Here is a 13959-nt window from a genome sequence, read left to right on the forward strand (position 1 = left end):
ACCGCACAAGTGTGACGAGCCCTCTCCGTGTTAGTCAATCGGCGCTCTGCCGGCCCGGGTGCTCCTCCTCGGACGCAACCGGTCCCAGGAGCTCCGACAGGGGACGCGCCCCAAGCTCGTCCAGACCGGCCGCCAGCCGCTGGGCGCGCACGTTCAGCGGCGCGGCGACACCCACCTGACGCGCGATGAGCACTATCTCCCCGTTCAGGAAGTCGACCTCACTGCTCGCACCCCGGGCGAAGCTCTGCCAGGTGGAGAATCCGGTGGCGTCGAAGTCCTCGACCTCGCCGAGGGTCAGGCGGGCGCCCCGCGGGTCGAGCCGATCGCCCGGCGGGAGAGACGTTCCCGCCGCCCGCAGCACCGAGAGCGCCTCGGTGCGCAACCGATCGCGCATCGCGGACCGGAGTGCGCCCGTCCCGTCGAAGAGCTCGACGACGTTCCCCACACTCCCGAGCAGCTTCGCCGCCTTGTGGGCCGACGAATCGACGACCGGGATGCACAGCAGGCCGGCCTTGGTCAGGTCAGCGGCGATCGCGTCCTGCTCGACATCCACTCCGGACGGATAGCGCCCGATCCAGACGATTCCCGCCACCGGCGGAGTCGATCGTAGGACCACCTCACCCGGTGACAGGTGGCTCGCACCGATCACGATCGTCGCGCCGATCACCCGCTCGAACCGCCGCAGCGCGGAGCGCTCACCCACCAGGCCGTTCTGGAAGGTGACTATGGGCAGGTCGGCGGCGAACGCCTGACGCCGGGACCCGCCGCTCACGGGCCGCCACGCCCATGCCGCCAGCGCCGCTTCGACATCCTGGGCCTTGACCGTCATCAGGAGCACGTCCGACCAGGTCAGATCCACCGCGTCGGCGGAGTCGACGACGTCGAGGCGCACCTGCCGCGTGCCCTGCGGCGTGCGCAGTCTCAGACCGGACTCAGCGATGCGGCGAGCGTTCTCGCCGCGACCGACCAGGACGACCGGCACACCTGCCTCCGCCAGCAGGCTGGCGAGCGAGCCGCCGACGGCCCCGGCTCCGATCACCACGTACCGACGGTCTGGTCCCCCCAACGGTCCTCTCCTCACCGCACGTCGGCACCGGTCTCGACCGGCGCCAGGATGTCCACGCTCATCGTCTCAGATCTCCCCGTCCGCGCGTCGGCGAGGAACCGGCCACTCGAGACGGATCATCGACCGCTGACCCGGTCGGCCACGGTCGCGATCCACGACGTACGACGAGCGCCCCGGGCCTCCAGCCGGTCCGCGATCCCGTAGGCCCGGTAGAGCCCATGGATGCCCAGCCAGCGCAGCGGCTCCGGCTCCCAGGCACGGGCCCGTTGGTCGACCCACGGCAGCGTGGTGCGGTCGGTCCGCTCCCCCGCGACCAGGTCGGCGAGGGTGCGCCCGGCGAGGTTCGTCGCGGTCACCCCGGTGCCGACGTACCCGCCGGCCCAGCCCATCCCGCTGGCGGCGTCGTACCCGACGGTCGCGCGCCAGTTGCGCGGCACACCGAGCACGCCACTCCAGGCGTGGGCGACGCCGATGTTGCGCAGCTGCGGGAACCACGCGCGGAGGACCTCGCGCAGGTGCTGGACCGTGCGGTCGGGGATGTCGCCGTCGAGGTCGGTGCGCGAGGCGAACCGGTAGGGGTGGCCCCGGCCACCGATGGCGATCCGGCCGTCGGCGGTGCGCTGGGCGTAGGAGTAGACGTGGGCGAAGTCCTCGAGCGTGTCGTGGTGCTGCCACCCGATGGCCGCCCAGGCGTCGGCGGGCAGCGGGTCGGTGACGATCATCGAGGAGTTCATCGGCACCCAGGTACGCCGCTCACCGGCCAGACTCGCCGTGAACCCCTCGGTCGCCCGGATCACGTGACGCGCCCGGAGGGTGCCGCGATCGGTCTCGACCCGGCCGGGCGCGATCACGCGGACCGTCGTCCCCTCGTGGATCCGGACGCCGCGCTCGCGCACGGTCCGGGCCAGGCCCCGGGCGAGCTTCGCCGGGTGGATGCGCGCACAGTGCGGCTCCCACACCGCCGCCTGCGTGCCGGCCACCCGGATCCGAGCGTCCGCCTCGGGGGCGCTTAGCAGCCGGGCCCCGGTCTCCGGCCACCGCCGCGCGGTCTCCGCCGCTTGGCGGGCCCGGGCGGCCTGGGCGGCGTTGCGGGCGACCAGCAGGGTGCCGCCGCGGCGTACCTCGGCATCGATGCCGTGCCGCTCCGCGACCCGGATCACCTCGTCGACGGCGTCGTTCATGGCGAGCTGGAAGCGCGCCACCTCCGCCCGCGGGTGCGTGCGCGCGTAGCCGTCCAGCCCGCCCGTCACCGACGCCGAGAGCCAGCCGCCGTTGCGCCCCGACGCGCCGTACCCGGCGAACTGCTGCTCGACCACCCGGATGTCGAGATCGGGCCGCAGCTCGCGCAGGTAGTACGCCGTCCACAGCCCGGTGTAGCCCGCGCCGACCACGACAACGTCGACCTCCTCGTCCCCGGCGAGCTGGTCCTGCGGTGCCGGCAGGCCGATGTCGGCCCACCAGTACGACACCCCACCGGTCCTGCGTGCGCTGGTCACCCGGAAACCCTAGGCCGTCAGAGGATGCTGACGACCACGTGCTGCCCGGCGGTCCATGCGGCGCGGTGCAGGTCGAGGAGGGCACCGAACGCCTCGGCCAGCTCGGCACGCAGGGTGGCGGCGTCGCCGGACCAGATCCGCGGGTAGACGTCCGCCGCGGCGAACGACGCGAAGCGCGCATCCGCCAGGAGCGTGGGGAGATCGACGGCCTCCAGCGCCGCCACCACCGCCGGCAGCTCGTCGTGCTCCGTGCAGCCCACGTAGTCCTCGGCCTCGAAGACGTGCACGCCGACCACCGCCTCGCTCAGCGGGTCCCCCTCGATCGGCGCCGCCGCGGTCGCCCCCGTCAGCAGGAAGTGCAGACCGTCCCACAGCTTGTCGAGGTAGACCGTGGGGGCTCCGTCGGCCTCCAGTGCCTCCAGGGCGGCACCGAGCTCTCCCGGGTCCGAGGCCACCAGGCGGTCGAGCGTCGCCTCGTCGACCAGCGTGTACGCCGCCTGCATGCCCACGGCGTCGAGGGTACGAGACGACCGTCCCCGGCCGCGCCGGCGGACGGAGACGGTCCGCCACTCAGTCCTCGTGGTCGCGCTGGAGCACCCCGATCATGCCCTGCAGGAAGTCCTTCGGCTTGGTCTCCGCGAGGCTCACCAGGGTCTCGACCCGAGTCACTCCCGGGATCTCCCAGATCGCCTCCAGCAGGACCTTTCTCAGGTGCGTCGAGTCCCGGACCCGGAGCCGCGCCAGCAGGTCCATCGACCCGGTGACGACCAGCACCTGCTCCACCTCACTGATCTCGTGCAGCGCCCGGAGCACCGAGGCCTGGTTGGACGCGGCGATGATCGAGGCGTAGACCTGCATCGGGAAGCCCAGGGCGCCCCAGTCGACGTCAGCGCGGTAGCCCCGGATCACGCCCTCCCGCTCGAGGCGGGCGATGCGCTCGCCCACGGTCGGCGCGGAGATGCTGAGCTCCCGGGCGATCTTGCGCTGGCTGGCCCGGGCGTCGCTGACGAGCAGGCTGAGCAGCCGCAGGTCGGTGGCGTCAAGGTCGGCCTTCTGGGAGTCCCCGAGGACGAACTCGCTCATGTCGTTCTGCTCTCGGTCCGCCGCAGACTCAGGACGTGCCATCTCCGCATCTCCTTCAACTCGCGCCAGGCAGCACACACGGCCGCACCGGTCCGCGGTCGAGTATGCACGTCCAGCTCGGCCTCACGCGTCAACAAGGTGACACGCGGCCCAGTGGCCCGGTCGCACCTCGCGCAGGACCGGCTCTTCCATCGCACACACATCCTGGGCCTTCCAGCATCGGGTTCGGAACCTGCACCCGCTGGGCGGGGCAAGCGGGGTCGGCAGATCACCGGACAGGACGATCCGCTCACGGTCTCCCGCGGCGACGCCGGCCGACGGGATAGCCGAGAGGAGAGCCTCGGTATAGGGCATCAGCGGCTCGGCGTACAGGGCCTCGGCGTCGGCCAGCTCGACCAGCTTCCCGAGATACATCACGCCGACGCGGTCGCTCACGTGCTCGACGACGGCGAGGTCGTGCGAGATGAAGAGGTACGCCAGGCCCAGCTCCTGCTGCAGCTCGCGCATCAGGTTGAGCACCTGGGCCTGGACCGAGACGTCGAGCGCCGAGACAGCTTCGTCGGCGATGACCAGGTCGGGGTTCATCACCAGCGCCCGGGCGATCCCGATCCGCTGCCGCTGTCCGCCGCTGAACTGGTGCGGGTACCGCCGCGCGAGATCCCTGCGCAGCCCGACCCGCTCCAGCGCCTCGGCGACCCGCTCCGCGCGCTCGGCCCGCGGGACCCGCTGGACGGCCAGGCCCTCGCCGACGATCCGCTCCACCCGCATCCGCGGGTCGAGGGAGCTCAGCGGGTCCTGGAAGATCATCTGCACCTTGCCGCGGGTACGCCGCAGGGCGCTCCCGCTCAGCTGCGAGATCTCCTGGCCGGCCAAGGTGACGGAGCCCGACGTGGCGCGCTCCAGGTTCATGATCGTCCGGCCGAGCGTGCTCTTCCCGCAGCCGGACTCCCCGACCAGACCCAGGGTCCGGCCGGCCGGGATGTCGAAGGACACGCCGTCGACGGCCTGCACCACCGCGTGGACCCGGCCTCCGGGGCCCTTGACGGGGAAGTGTGTGTGCAGGTCGCGTACCTCGAGCAACGAGGACTCGGTCATCAGGCCGCTCCTGTCGTGGGCGTCCGGGCCGGCGCGGGCTCGACGTGCAGCCAGCACGCGACCGAGCGGCCGTCGGGGTGCCGGACCACCGGCGGGCGCTCTTCGCACCGCGCCATCGCGTGGTCGCAGCGGTTGGAGAACGGACAACCGGGCGGCATGGCGTCCGGCGACGGGACCGAGCCGCGGATCGTCGCGAGCGTCTCGGCCCGCTCACCGATCGTCGGGACGGATCCGAGCAGCCCGACCGTGTAGGGATGCAGGGGTTCGGCCAACAGCAGCCCGACCGGCGCCTGCTCCATGATCCGCCCGCCGTACATGACGACGACCTCGTCACAGACCTCCGCCACCACACCGATGTCGTGCGTGATCATGACGATGGCAGTGCCGATCCGGCGGCGCAGCTCCTTGACCAGGTCGAGGAACTGCGCCTGCACCGTCACATCCAGGGCGGTGGTCGGCTCGTCGAGTACCAGCAGGCTCGGGTCGTTGGCGAGGGCGATCGCGAGAACCACGCGCTGCCGCATGCCGCCGCTGAGCCGGTGCGGGTACTCCTGGAAGCGCTGCTCGGGCGAGGGGATGCCGAGCGACCGGAGCAGCTCGACGGCCCGGGTCGCCGCCTTCTCCTTGCTCATCCGCTGGTGCGCGCGGATCGCCTCGACGATCTGCGGCCCGACCCGCTGGACAGGGTTGAGCGCGGTCATCGGGTCCTGCAACACGAGCCCGATGTCCTTGCCCCGGCGGCGGCGCATGGCCTTCGCCGACGCCTTCGTGATGTCCTCACCCTGGAACCGCACCGTGCCGCCGGCAACCCGCCCCGGGGCGGGGATCATCCCGATCACCGACATCGCAGTGACGCTCTTGCCCGAGCCGGACTCCCCCACCAGACCCACGCTCGCGCCGGCGCCGACGGAGAAGCTCACTCCGTCGACGACGGTGATCCGGCGGTCGCCCGCCGGGAACTCCGCAGACAGGTCGGTCACCTCCAGCACGGGTACGACGTCAGCCATCGCCGTCCTCCGGGAGCCAGGCGGGGGCGGCCCCGTGGTCGTGGCGGTGGAGTCGGCCGGCCTGCATCACCATCACCGGCTCACGCAGCCGCCGCAGGTCGGCGAGAGGGTCGCCGGCCACGGCGACGAGGTCGGCCGCCAGTCCCGGAACCACCGTCCCAGCCTCGTCCGCGAAGCCGAGTACCTCGGCCGCCTGACCCGTCGACGCGTGGATCGCCTCGACGCCGGACATGCCGCCTTCCGTCATGAGCCACAGCTCGTCAGGCAGGCTGTCGAAGTCGGTGAAGCGCCAGCCGGCGTCGGTACCCGAGATGAAGGCGATGCCGAGCGCGCGCATCTTGGCGAACTGCTCGAGCGTGTCGCCCAACATCCGCTCCCAGCGGTCGCGCTGGATCCGCTGCTCCTGGTCGGGCTTGTCGAGCGCGTCGACCGACCTCACCACGTCGTAGCCGACGACGAGGGTCGAGGTGACCGGGATGCCCGCCGCGGCGAGCTGCTCGGCGACCTGCGGCGAGTACTCCTGGTGCTCGAAGTCCACCAGGAACAGGCCGTGCTCGATCCCGTCGACGCCGGCGGCGATCGCGTCCTCGAGCGACTCGGCGCAGACGGTGTGCGTGGTCACCTTGAGCTCCAGCCGGTGCGCCTCCTCGGCGATCGCCGTCAGCTCGGCGCGGGTGAAGGCCGGTCGGTGGACCAGCGTGCCCTTGGTGCCGCCGCCGGAGCCGATCACCTTGATCCAGTCGGCTCCGGCCTTGTTCAGCTCACGCACCGCGCGGCGCAGGTCCTGCTCGCCGTCGACCTCGCCGCCGAGCGGGTGGCCGTGCCCCCCGGTGATCGTCAGCGGATGCCCGCTCACCAGCAGCCGAGGAGCGACGCCGCGCCCGAGGTCGGCCGCACGCCTGAGGTCGAAGACCGTCGACCCGCGCGACCCGACGTCGCGCAGCGTCGTGATCCCCACATCCAGCGCGGTGCGGGCGCCGTGTGCGGCCGCGGCGACGAAGACGCCGTCCGGCTCACGCGACCAGGTCTCGAACTCACTCCCGTCGGCGGGGAGGTTGAGATGCACGTGCGCGTCCGTGAGACCCGGCAGGAGGGTGTGCCCGGTCAGGTCCAGGAGCCGGGCGCGCGGCACCGGGAGCCCCTCGGGCAGCGCTCCCTGGTGCACGGCCGTGATCCGGCCGTCCTCGACGAGCACCACCGGGTCCTCGAGCACCGGCCCACCGGTGCCGTCGACGAGACGGTCGGCCCGCACCACCCAGGAGGTGCTCCCCGAATCGGCGTGCGCCATCACGAGACACCCGCGAAGTGCAGGTTCCCGGCCCCCGAGAGGACGAGGCCGTCGAGGCCCTTGTCCATCAGGATCAGGTCCTGGTCGGGCCGCACGGGCAGGAGCAGGCCGAGGTCGAGGATCCGCTTCTGCGCGTCGACGTAGAGGCTCTTGCGCTGCTCCAGGTCGCTGGTGACAGCCGCGTCCTCCAGCAGCGTGTCGAGCTGCTCGTCGTCGACCTTGCTCCAGTTGAAGAAGGCACCGCCGACGAACCACTGGTTGAGGATCACCGGGTCGAGGGAGACGAAGGAGGACGGGGTGATGTTGTTCTTGCCCTGGTCGCCGGCCTCGAGGTACGCCGCACGCCCCTGCAGCTCGATCTCGGCGTCGATGCCGCCCTCGCGCAGCTGGGCCTGGATGGCCTCGGCGATGTTCACGTACTGCGGGACGTCCGAGAAGGTGCCGATCGTCAGCGTGAGCGGCTTGCCGCCCTTGGTCCAGCGGTCGCCGTCCCGGGTCCATCCGGCGCCCTCGAGGAGCTCGGCCGCCTTGTCGGGGTCGTGCGGGAACAGGCTCTCGAGCGACTCGTCGTAGCCGAAGGTCCCCGGCTGGAGGACCGTGTTGCTCGGCTTGAAGGCGCCGGCCTCGGCGAGATCCATCACGGCCTGCCGGTCCACGGTGTAGAGGATGGCCTGCCGCACGGCGACGTCGTCGGTCGGGAACAGCGAGGTGTTGACGGAGGCGAAGTAGCCCATCCCGGGCGCGCCCTTCTCCAGCACCTGGTACTTGTCGCGCAGCGACTTGAAGATCGCGCCCGGCACCTTCTGCACGAGCTGGGCCTGGCCGGACTGCAGGGCCGCGACCCGTGCCTGGGGGTTGGGGGCGATCTTGAAGTCGATCCGCTTCGGTCCCTTGTCGCCGAAGCCGGCTGCCTCGGGTGCCCAGTCGTAGTCTTCATAGGCCTTCAGCACGACGCTCTCGTTGGGCGTGAAGCTCTCCAGCTCGAACGGGCCGGTGCCGACCATCTCGGAGGACATCTCTGCACCGTGCTCGGCGATCGCCGCGGGCGACTGCATGCCGAGATAGGGCGAGCTGAGGTTGGCGAGAAGGGGGACGAACGGCTCGTCGCAGTCCAGGCGGACCACCAGCTCCGATTCGGCCGTCGCCTTCGTGCAGGTCCCCAGTTGCTGGACCGCGATCGTCGACTTCGTCGCTGGGTCGGCGATGTACTCGACGTTCTTCACCACGGCTTCGGCGTCGAACGGCGTGCCGTCGTGGAAGGTGACGCCTTCGCGCAGGGTGAAGGTGTAGCTCTTCTCGTCCGGCGCGACCTCCCACTCCGTGGCGAGCCAGGGCGTCACCTCCGCGTCCGGCGTGAGCCAGACGAGGCGATCGAAGATGTTGGCGATGATCGTGCCGGTGTTGTCCTGGCTCGTCACCGCCGGGTTGAGGGGCGAGGGATTGTCGGCCCACGCGATCGAGAGGGTCGTGAGGTCGCCGCCCTCGGACGAGGACGACGAGCCGCCGCAACCGGCCGCGACGACGGCCAGGATGCCCGCACCCACGGTCGTGATGAGTCGATGGCGCTTGCTGTACATGGAAACTCCCAACAGGTTGATGGTGAGGCTGCAGCCGGCGCGGGAGGCGTCGCTGAGCCGTTGCTTCGGGTCAGTGCCGAGAGAGGGCGGGGTCGAGGGCGTCGCGCAGGCCGTCACCGATCAGGTTGACCGCGACGACGTACGAGGCGAGGAAGACGCCGGGGAAGACGGTGAGCCACCAGGCGAAGGAGATGTAGTCCTGCCCGCCGCTGAGCAGGACGCCCCACTCGGGGCTCGGCGGAGAGACACCCATCCCGAGGAAGCCGAGTGCGGCGATCCACAGGGCCGCGAATCCCGTCCAGGTCGTGGTCATCACCAGGATCCCCGAGCGCACGTTGGGGAGCACGTGGGTCCAGGCGATCCACGCCCGACTGGCCCCGAGGGCGATCGCGGCGTCGACGTACGGACGCTGGCGGATCTCCAGGGTCGCCCCCTCGACCATGCGTGCGTAGGCCGGGACCGCGACCAGTGCGATGGCGAGGACGCCGTTGCGCAGGCCGGGGCCGAGCACCGCACCCGCCGCGAGGGCGAGCAGGATCCCTGGGAAAGCCAGGAGCAGGTCCACGATCCGCATCAGGACGAAGCCGACCGGACCGCCGTACAGACCGGCGACGACTCCCATCGCCGTGCCGACGATCCCACCCAGCACCACGATCACGACGCTCGCGGCGATGGTCGTGCGCCCGCCGTACGCGACCCGGGACAGGAGGTCGCGGCCGAAGGAGTCGGTGCCGAAGGGATGGTGGCCCGACGGCGCGAGGAAGGTCGAGGCGGGGTTGCTCTGCTCCGGGTCCGCGAGCCCGAAGAGCGGGGCGAGCAGGACGAACGACAGGACGCCCAGGAGCAGGAGGAGCCCGAGCGACAGGCTCCGGTGCGCGAGCAGCGCCCGCAGGCGCTGCGAGCGGTGCGTCGACACCGAGCGCGGCGCGTCGGTGGCAAGCGACTGGTTCTTCATCGGTGCCCTCATCGCCTTCCTCGCAGGACGCGGGGGTCGACGACCGGATAGAGCAGGTCGACGACCAGGTTGATCAGTGCGTAGAGGAGGCAGGTGAGCAGCACGACCGCCTGGACGACCAGGTAGTCGCGCGCCAGGATCGAGTCGACCAGGAGGCGCCCGAGCCCCGGACGCGAGAAGACGATCTCGATCATCACCGCCCCGGAGAGCACGCTTCCGACCTGCAGGCCGGTGATGGTGAGCACCGGCAGGATGGCGTTGCGCGCCGTATGCCTCGCCAGCACCCGTCGTTCGCTGATGCCTTTGGCCCGCGCCGTGACCACGAAGTTCTGGCGATTGGACTCGATCATGCTGGACCTCACGAATCGACCGATGTAGCCGACGCCCGCCAATCCGAGCGTGATCCCGGGGAGGATCGCACCGGCGAGGCTCGTCCCCCCGAGCACGTCGAAGATCGGGATCTTCACGGCGAACAGCAGCAGCAGGAGAAGCCCCAGCCAGAACGACGGGATCGACAGGAGCAGCACCGACGAGCCCATGAGGACGGTGTCGAGGAGCGAGCCACGGCGCAGCGCGGCGACGGTGCCGACCACGATCCCCCCGGCCAGCGAGACGACCATCGCGATCGCCGTGATCTGCAGCGTCGGCATGGCGTTCGCCACGATCAGCTCGGACACCGGCTTCTGCTGGCTGAACGAGCGGCCGAAATCGCCCTGGAAGATCTGGCCCAGCCAACGGAAGTACTGCACCGGCGCCGGGTCGTCGAGCCCGAGCTCGTCGCGGATGCCGGCCAGCATCTCGGCGTCGCCACCACTGGCCCCCAGCAGCACGCGGGCCGGATCGCCGGGGATCAGCCGGATCATCGCGAAGACGACGACCGACACCCCGACGAGGAGGCCAGCCACCGCGGCGAGCCGGCGTAGTGCGTACGAGATCATGGCTCGGCTCGGTAGTGGTCCTGCGCCGACACGAGCGTGTAGTGCTCGGGCCGCCGGTCCTGCAGGAGGTTGAGCCCGAAGAAGCCGGCTGTGCGCGCACGGAGGATCTCCTCGCCCAGGTTGGCCGTGTATGAGATGACGCCCTCCTCGTCGGCCAGCTCCGCGACGACCGTGCCGAAGGGATCCACGATCTGGCTGTGCCCCCAGTACTGGAGCTTCTCCTCGACCTGGCACTGGTTGGACACCAGCAGCCACGACTGGTTGAAGAAGGCGTTCGCGCGGGCGGCCAGATCCATGGACGCACCGTGGTAGTCGTCGTCGCGATCGCGGCCGCGCATCGGCCATGCCGTGGACATCAGCAGCACCGTCGCCCCCTGCAGGGCGAACACGCGGGCCAGCTCGGGGAAGGCCAGGTCGTAGCAGATCATGCTCGCGCCGGTGGCGAAGCCCAGGTCGAAGACCGGAGTGCGCTCGCCGGACCCGAAGTAGACCGACTCGGCCGGGTTGTGAACCTTGCGGTACGCCCCGACGACGCCCTCCGGGCCGACCAGCGCTGTGCTGTTGAAGACGAGGTTGCCGTGCAGAGCCCGCTCGGCGAGGCCGAACTGCACCAGCATCCCGTGCTGGGCCGCGCGCTCCTGGACGGCCAGGGTGCTCGGGCCGGGGATCGGCTCCGACTCGTGGAAGTAGTAGCGCTTCTGCTCCGCGACGCGTTCGTCCCCGAGCCCGAAGGAGAAGTCCGCGAAGCCCTGGAGACACATCTCCGGGAGCACCAGGACGTCGGCACGCTGGTCGGCGGCCTCGTCGATCAGCCGGAGGATCGTCTGCAGGTTGGTGGCCTTGTCGCGGGTCACCGTCATGTTGGCCACGGCCAAGGTCGTCTCAGTCATGGGTCTCCCCCGATCCGCTCGTGCCGGGCGCGGCCGCGAGCGCGGATGTCGTCGTCCGCCCGCGGCTGCCGATACGTCGGCACCTGCGCGCCGATCTCACGCCGACCGCCCCATCCCGCCGGCGACGTCGATCGTCGCGCCCGTGATGTAGGAGGCCCGGTCCCCCGCGAGGAAGGCGACCATGCCCGCGACCTCGGCCGCGGTGCCGAACCGGCCCAGGGGGATCTGGTCCTGGGCCAGCTGCCCGAGGAACTCGTCGCGGTCGGTGCCGGGTGCCTTGCGCTGCCACAGCGAGTCCCACTGGGGCGTCGAGATGAGCCCGACGTTCACCGCGTTCACCAGGATGCCGTGCGGACCGTACTCCTGCGCGAGCACCTTGGTCAGGTTGTGGCAGGCCGCCCGCGTCACCGAGCTCGCCAGGAAGGAGGCGTCGGGATTGCGGGCGTACACCGCGCCGATGTTGACCACCCGGGCCGCGCGTGACTCCCGCAGGCGTGGAATTGCCTCGCGAGTCACGTTGATCTGGGCGAACAGCTTGATCTCGATGTCGCGCTGCCACTGCTCGTTGGTGAGCTCGGCGAAGGACCCGGGGGTCGCTCCGCCGGCGTTGTTGACCACGATGTCGAGGCCGCCGTACGCCGCTGCCGCCTCCGCCACGAGTGTGCGCACCTGGGCCGGGTCGGTCACGTCGCAGGCTCCGGCCCGCACGCGCCCGCCACCGATCCGGGCAAGGCGGTCGACGGCGTCATCGAGATCGCCGGCGGTGCGGGCGCAGATGGTGACGTGGGCGCCCTCCTGCAGGAGCTCCTGGGCGACCGCGAAGCCGATGCCCTTGGTGCCGCCGGTGACCAGGGCGCACCGGCCGTCGAGCCCTAGCCGCACAGCTGGGAGGACGCGGCGATCGCCGCGTCGGCCTGCGCGACCAGGGTCTGCCGCGGCGGGTTGAAGAAGTCGACCTGGACGCAGGGGACGTCGAGCGTGTGCGCGCCGTGAGGCACCCACGCCGGGACGACGGCGACATCGCCGGGGCGCATGACGCGAGTGTGCTCGTTGAGCTGGAAGTGCAGCTCTCCCTCGAGCACCAGCACCACCTGCTCCTCCTCGTGCGTGTGGAGCGGGGCCTCGGAGTGCGGCGCGTAGGTGACGAAGTTCAGCAGGGTGTCGGTGCCGAGGACCGGCTGGAAGGACAGCCCCGGGAGGATCTCGACCGGCGTGATCGCGGTGCGATCGACGTAGCGGCCGGTTCCCGTCGGGGTGCCGCTCGCGGCGGTCGCGAAGTGGGTGGCGGGGTCGTTCATCGGTGGTGCTCCTCAGGCGTCACGAAGAAGGTCGCTGTCATGCAGGGACTGTCAACTGCATGGCGCCAGACGCTTCCATATTGGCGGACGACAGTCAACAGGTTGATCTGATTTACATCCGCTCAGCCATTCCCCTACTCTCCTTACGGATGCAATTCCGTGAGATTCGCGGGATCGGCTCTCCTCCCCTTCGACCTCTCTCGTGAAAGGACCCCCCGTGAGCGACCACCCGCCGTTGACACTCGAGACCAGCGAGCAGCTCGTGACCTGCCGGGACACCTCCACCGGCCTCCGTGCCGTGATCGCGATCGACGACACGACGCTCGGCCCCGGCCTCGGCGGCATCCGGTATCGGCCCTACCGCGACATGTGGGCCGCCGCCGAGGAGGCGCAGCGCCTGGCGTCCGCCATGACCTTGAAGAACGCGATGGCGGGCGTCCCGTTCGGCGGGGCGAAGTCCGTGGTCCTGCACGACGGCACGCCCCCACGCGGCCGGGACGCGCTCTTCGAGCAGTTCGGCAGGTTCATCGCCCGGCTCGGCGGCACCTATGTCCCCGGCGTCGACATGGGCACCAGCCCCCACGACCTGCAGACGGTCGGCTCGGCCGGGACGGAGGTGTCCTGCACCGACGTCGACCCCTCGCCGTGGACCGCGCTCGGTGTCTACCACTCGATCGTCGCCGCCGCCGGGCAGCACCTCGGCGCCGACGGTGTCGCGGGCGTCCGGGTCCTGGTGCAGGGCGTGGGCCACGTGGGCGGGCGCCTCGCGGAGCTGCTGACCGAGGCCGGCGCCCACGTGACGGTGAGCGACGTCGACGCGGCGCGGGCAACCTCGCTCGCGCAGCGGCTCGGCGCCGCGACCATCGCTCCGGACCGGGTCGTCAGTACCCCGGCCGACGTCTTCGCCCCCTGCGCCACCGCCCGGGTGATCACCCACGACAACATCGCGACCCTGCCGGTGCGCATCGTCGCCGGCGGCGCGAACGACACCCTTGAGGACGACCGATGCGCCGACGAGCTCGATGCCCGGGGGATCCTCTACGTCCCCGACTTCGTCGCCAACGGCGGCGGCGTCATCCACGTCCAGGCGATGCGGGAGGGCTGGGACGAAGCAAGAACCACCGAGGCGATCGCGCGGATCGGCGAGCGGGTGACCCAGCTCATCCTCCGCAGCCGGGCGGAGGGGACGACGCCGCTCCAGGCAGCCCTGGCGACGGCTCGCGACGTCGTCGCCGCAGCCCGGTAGGACCACCAGCACGCGCAGGC

Annotated in this window: 14 protein-coding genes; 1 reads left to right on the forward strand and 13 read right to left on the reverse strand. The window is 71.1% G+C overall.

The window, feature by feature from the left end; genetic code table 11:
* Positions 1 to 34: 34 nt before the first annotated feature.
* The 13 genes from KVF89_RS07515 to KVF89_RS07575 form a co-directional block, all read right to left on the reverse strand.
* Positions 35 to 1042, reverse strand: a complete 1008-nt coding sequence (locus KVF89_RS07515; RefSeq protein ID WP_257424614.1) for a ketopantoate reductase family protein — start codon at positions 1040 to 1042, stop codon at positions 35 to 37.
* Positions 1043 to 1182: 140 nt separating this feature from the next.
* On the reverse strand, positions 1183 to 2562 hold the full coding sequence (locus KVF89_RS07520; protein ID WP_257424615.1) for an NAD(P)/FAD-dependent oxidoreductase: 1380 nt from the start codon (positions 2560 to 2562) through the stop codon (positions 1183 to 1185).
* 17 nt (positions 2563 to 2579) lie between these two features.
* Complete coding sequence (locus KVF89_RS07525; protein WP_257425247.1) at positions 2580 to 3065, reverse strand: DUF1877 family protein; 486 nt, start codon at positions 3063 to 3065, stop codon at positions 2580 to 2582.
* A 67-nt stretch (positions 3066 to 3132) separates the two neighbouring features.
* Positions 3133 to 3645, reverse strand: coding sequence for an Lrp/AsnC family transcriptional regulator (locus KVF89_RS07530; protein ID WP_257424616.1), 513 nt, complete (start codon positions 3643 to 3645; stop codon positions 3133 to 3135).
* 123 nt (positions 3646 to 3768) lie between these two features.
* Positions 3769 to 4740, reverse strand: coding sequence for an ABC transporter ATP-binding protein (locus KVF89_RS07535; RefSeq protein ID WP_257424617.1), 972 nt, complete (start codon positions 4738 to 4740; stop codon positions 3769 to 3771).
* Positions 4740 to 5747 carry an ABC transporter ATP-binding protein gene (locus tag KVF89_RS07540; RefSeq protein WP_257424618.1) on the reverse strand — a complete coding sequence of 336 codons (1008 nt, stop codon included), beginning with the start codon at positions 5745 to 5747 and terminating at the stop codon, positions 4740 to 4742. The genes KVF89_RS07535 and KVF89_RS07540 overlap by 1 nt, the downstream gene beginning before the upstream one ends.
* A complete protein-coding gene (locus tag KVF89_RS07545; protein WP_257424619.1) occupies positions 5740 to 7035 on the reverse strand; it encodes an amidohydrolase family protein in 1296 nt (431 codons plus the stop codon). Before KVF89_RS07545 ends, KVF89_RS07540 begins: the two co-directional genes overlap by 8 nt.
* Positions 7035 to 8612, reverse strand: coding sequence for an ABC transporter substrate-binding protein (locus KVF89_RS07550; RefSeq protein WP_257424620.1), 1578 nt, complete (start codon positions 8610 to 8612; stop codon positions 7035 to 7037). Before KVF89_RS07550 ends, KVF89_RS07545 begins: the two co-directional genes overlap by 1 nt.
* A gap of 70 nt (positions 8613 to 8682) precedes the next feature.
* Positions 8683 to 9567, reverse strand: a complete 885-nt coding sequence (locus KVF89_RS07555; protein ID WP_257424621.1) for an ABC transporter permease — start codon at positions 9565 to 9567, stop codon at positions 8683 to 8685.
* An 8-nt stretch (positions 9568 to 9575) separates the two neighbouring features.
* Positions 9576 to 10505: an ABC transporter permease gene (locus KVF89_RS07560; RefSeq protein WP_257424622.1), complete on the reverse strand. Its 930-nt coding sequence runs from the start codon at positions 10503 to 10505 to the stop codon at positions 9576 to 9578.
* Positions 10502 to 11395, reverse strand: a complete 894-nt coding sequence (locus tag KVF89_RS07565) for a carbon-nitrogen hydrolase family protein (protein ID WP_257424623.1) — start codon at positions 11393 to 11395, stop codon at positions 10502 to 10504. The genes KVF89_RS07560 and KVF89_RS07565 overlap by 4 nt, the downstream gene beginning before the upstream one ends.
* A 96-nt stretch (positions 11396 to 11491) precedes the next feature.
* Positions 11492 to 12277: an SDR family NAD(P)-dependent oxidoreductase gene (locus KVF89_RS07570; protein WP_257424624.1), complete on the reverse strand. Its 786-nt coding sequence runs from the start codon at positions 12275 to 12277 to the stop codon at positions 11492 to 11494.
* Entirely contained in the window at positions 12268 to 12693 is a 426-nt protein-coding gene (locus KVF89_RS07575; protein ID WP_257424625.1) for a cupin domain-containing protein, read from the reverse strand. Before KVF89_RS07575 ends, KVF89_RS07570 begins: the two co-directional genes overlap by 10 nt.
* Before the next feature lie 217 nt (positions 12694 to 12910).
* Between KVF89_RS07575 and KVF89_RS07580 the strand changes: the two genes are divergently transcribed.
* The gene (locus KVF89_RS07580) at positions 12911 to 13939 is read left to right on the forward strand and encodes a Leu/Phe/Val dehydrogenase (RefSeq protein ID WP_257424626.1); all 1029 of its coding nucleotides are present in this window, start codon (positions 12911 to 12913) and stop codon (positions 13937 to 13939) included.
* Positions 13940 to 13959 lie beyond the last annotated feature (20 nt).

It is taken from the genome of Nocardioides carbamazepini (assembly GCF_024614185.1).
GTDB lineage: Bacteria > Actinomycetota > Actinomycetes > Propionibacteriales > Nocardioidaceae > Nocardioides > Nocardioides carbamazepini.

What these genes read in the sequence shown, in the direction of transcription:
- KVF89_RS07540 (WP_257424618.1), bottom strand. Translation starts at nt 5,747, where the DNA reads ATGGCTGACGTCGTACCCGTGCTGGAGGTGACCGACCTGTCTGCGGAG.
- KVF89_RS07555 (WP_257424621.1), bottom strand. Translation starts at nt 9,567, where the DNA reads ATGAAGAACCAGTCGCTTGCCACCGACGCGCCGCGCTCGGTGTCGACG.
- KVF89_RS07560 (WP_257424622.1), bottom strand. Translation starts at nt 10,505, where the DNA reads ATGATCTCGTACGCACTACGCCGGCTCGCCGCGGTGGCTGGCCTCCTC.
- KVF89_RS07525 (WP_257425247.1), bottom strand. Translation starts at nt 3,065, where the DNA reads ATGCAGGCGGCGTACACGCTGGTCGACGAGGCGACGCTCGACCGCCTG.
- KVF89_RS07530 (WP_257424616.1), bottom strand. Translation starts at nt 3,645, where the DNA reads ATGAGCGAGTTCGTCCTCGGGGACTCCCAGAAGGCCGACCTTGACGCC.
- KVF89_RS07575 (WP_257424625.1), bottom strand. Translation starts at nt 12,693, where the DNA reads ATGAACGACCCCGCCACCCACTTCGCGACCGCCGCGAGCGGCACCCCG.
- KVF89_RS07550 (WP_257424620.1), bottom strand. Translation starts at nt 8,612, where the DNA reads ATGTACAGCAAGCGCCATCGACTCATCACGACCGTGGGTGCGGGCATC.
- KVF89_RS07535 (WP_257424617.1), bottom strand. Translation starts at nt 4,740, where the DNA reads ATGACCGAGTCCTCGTTGCTCGAGGTACGCGACCTGCACACACACTTC.
- KVF89_RS07565 (WP_257424623.1), bottom strand. Translation starts at nt 11,395, where the DNA reads ATGACTGAGACGACCTTGGCCGTGGCCAACATGACGGTGACCCGCGAC.
- KVF89_RS07545 (WP_257424619.1), bottom strand. Translation starts at nt 7,035, where the DNA reads ATGGCGCACGCCGATTCGGGGAGCACCTCCTGGGTGGTGCGGGCCGAC.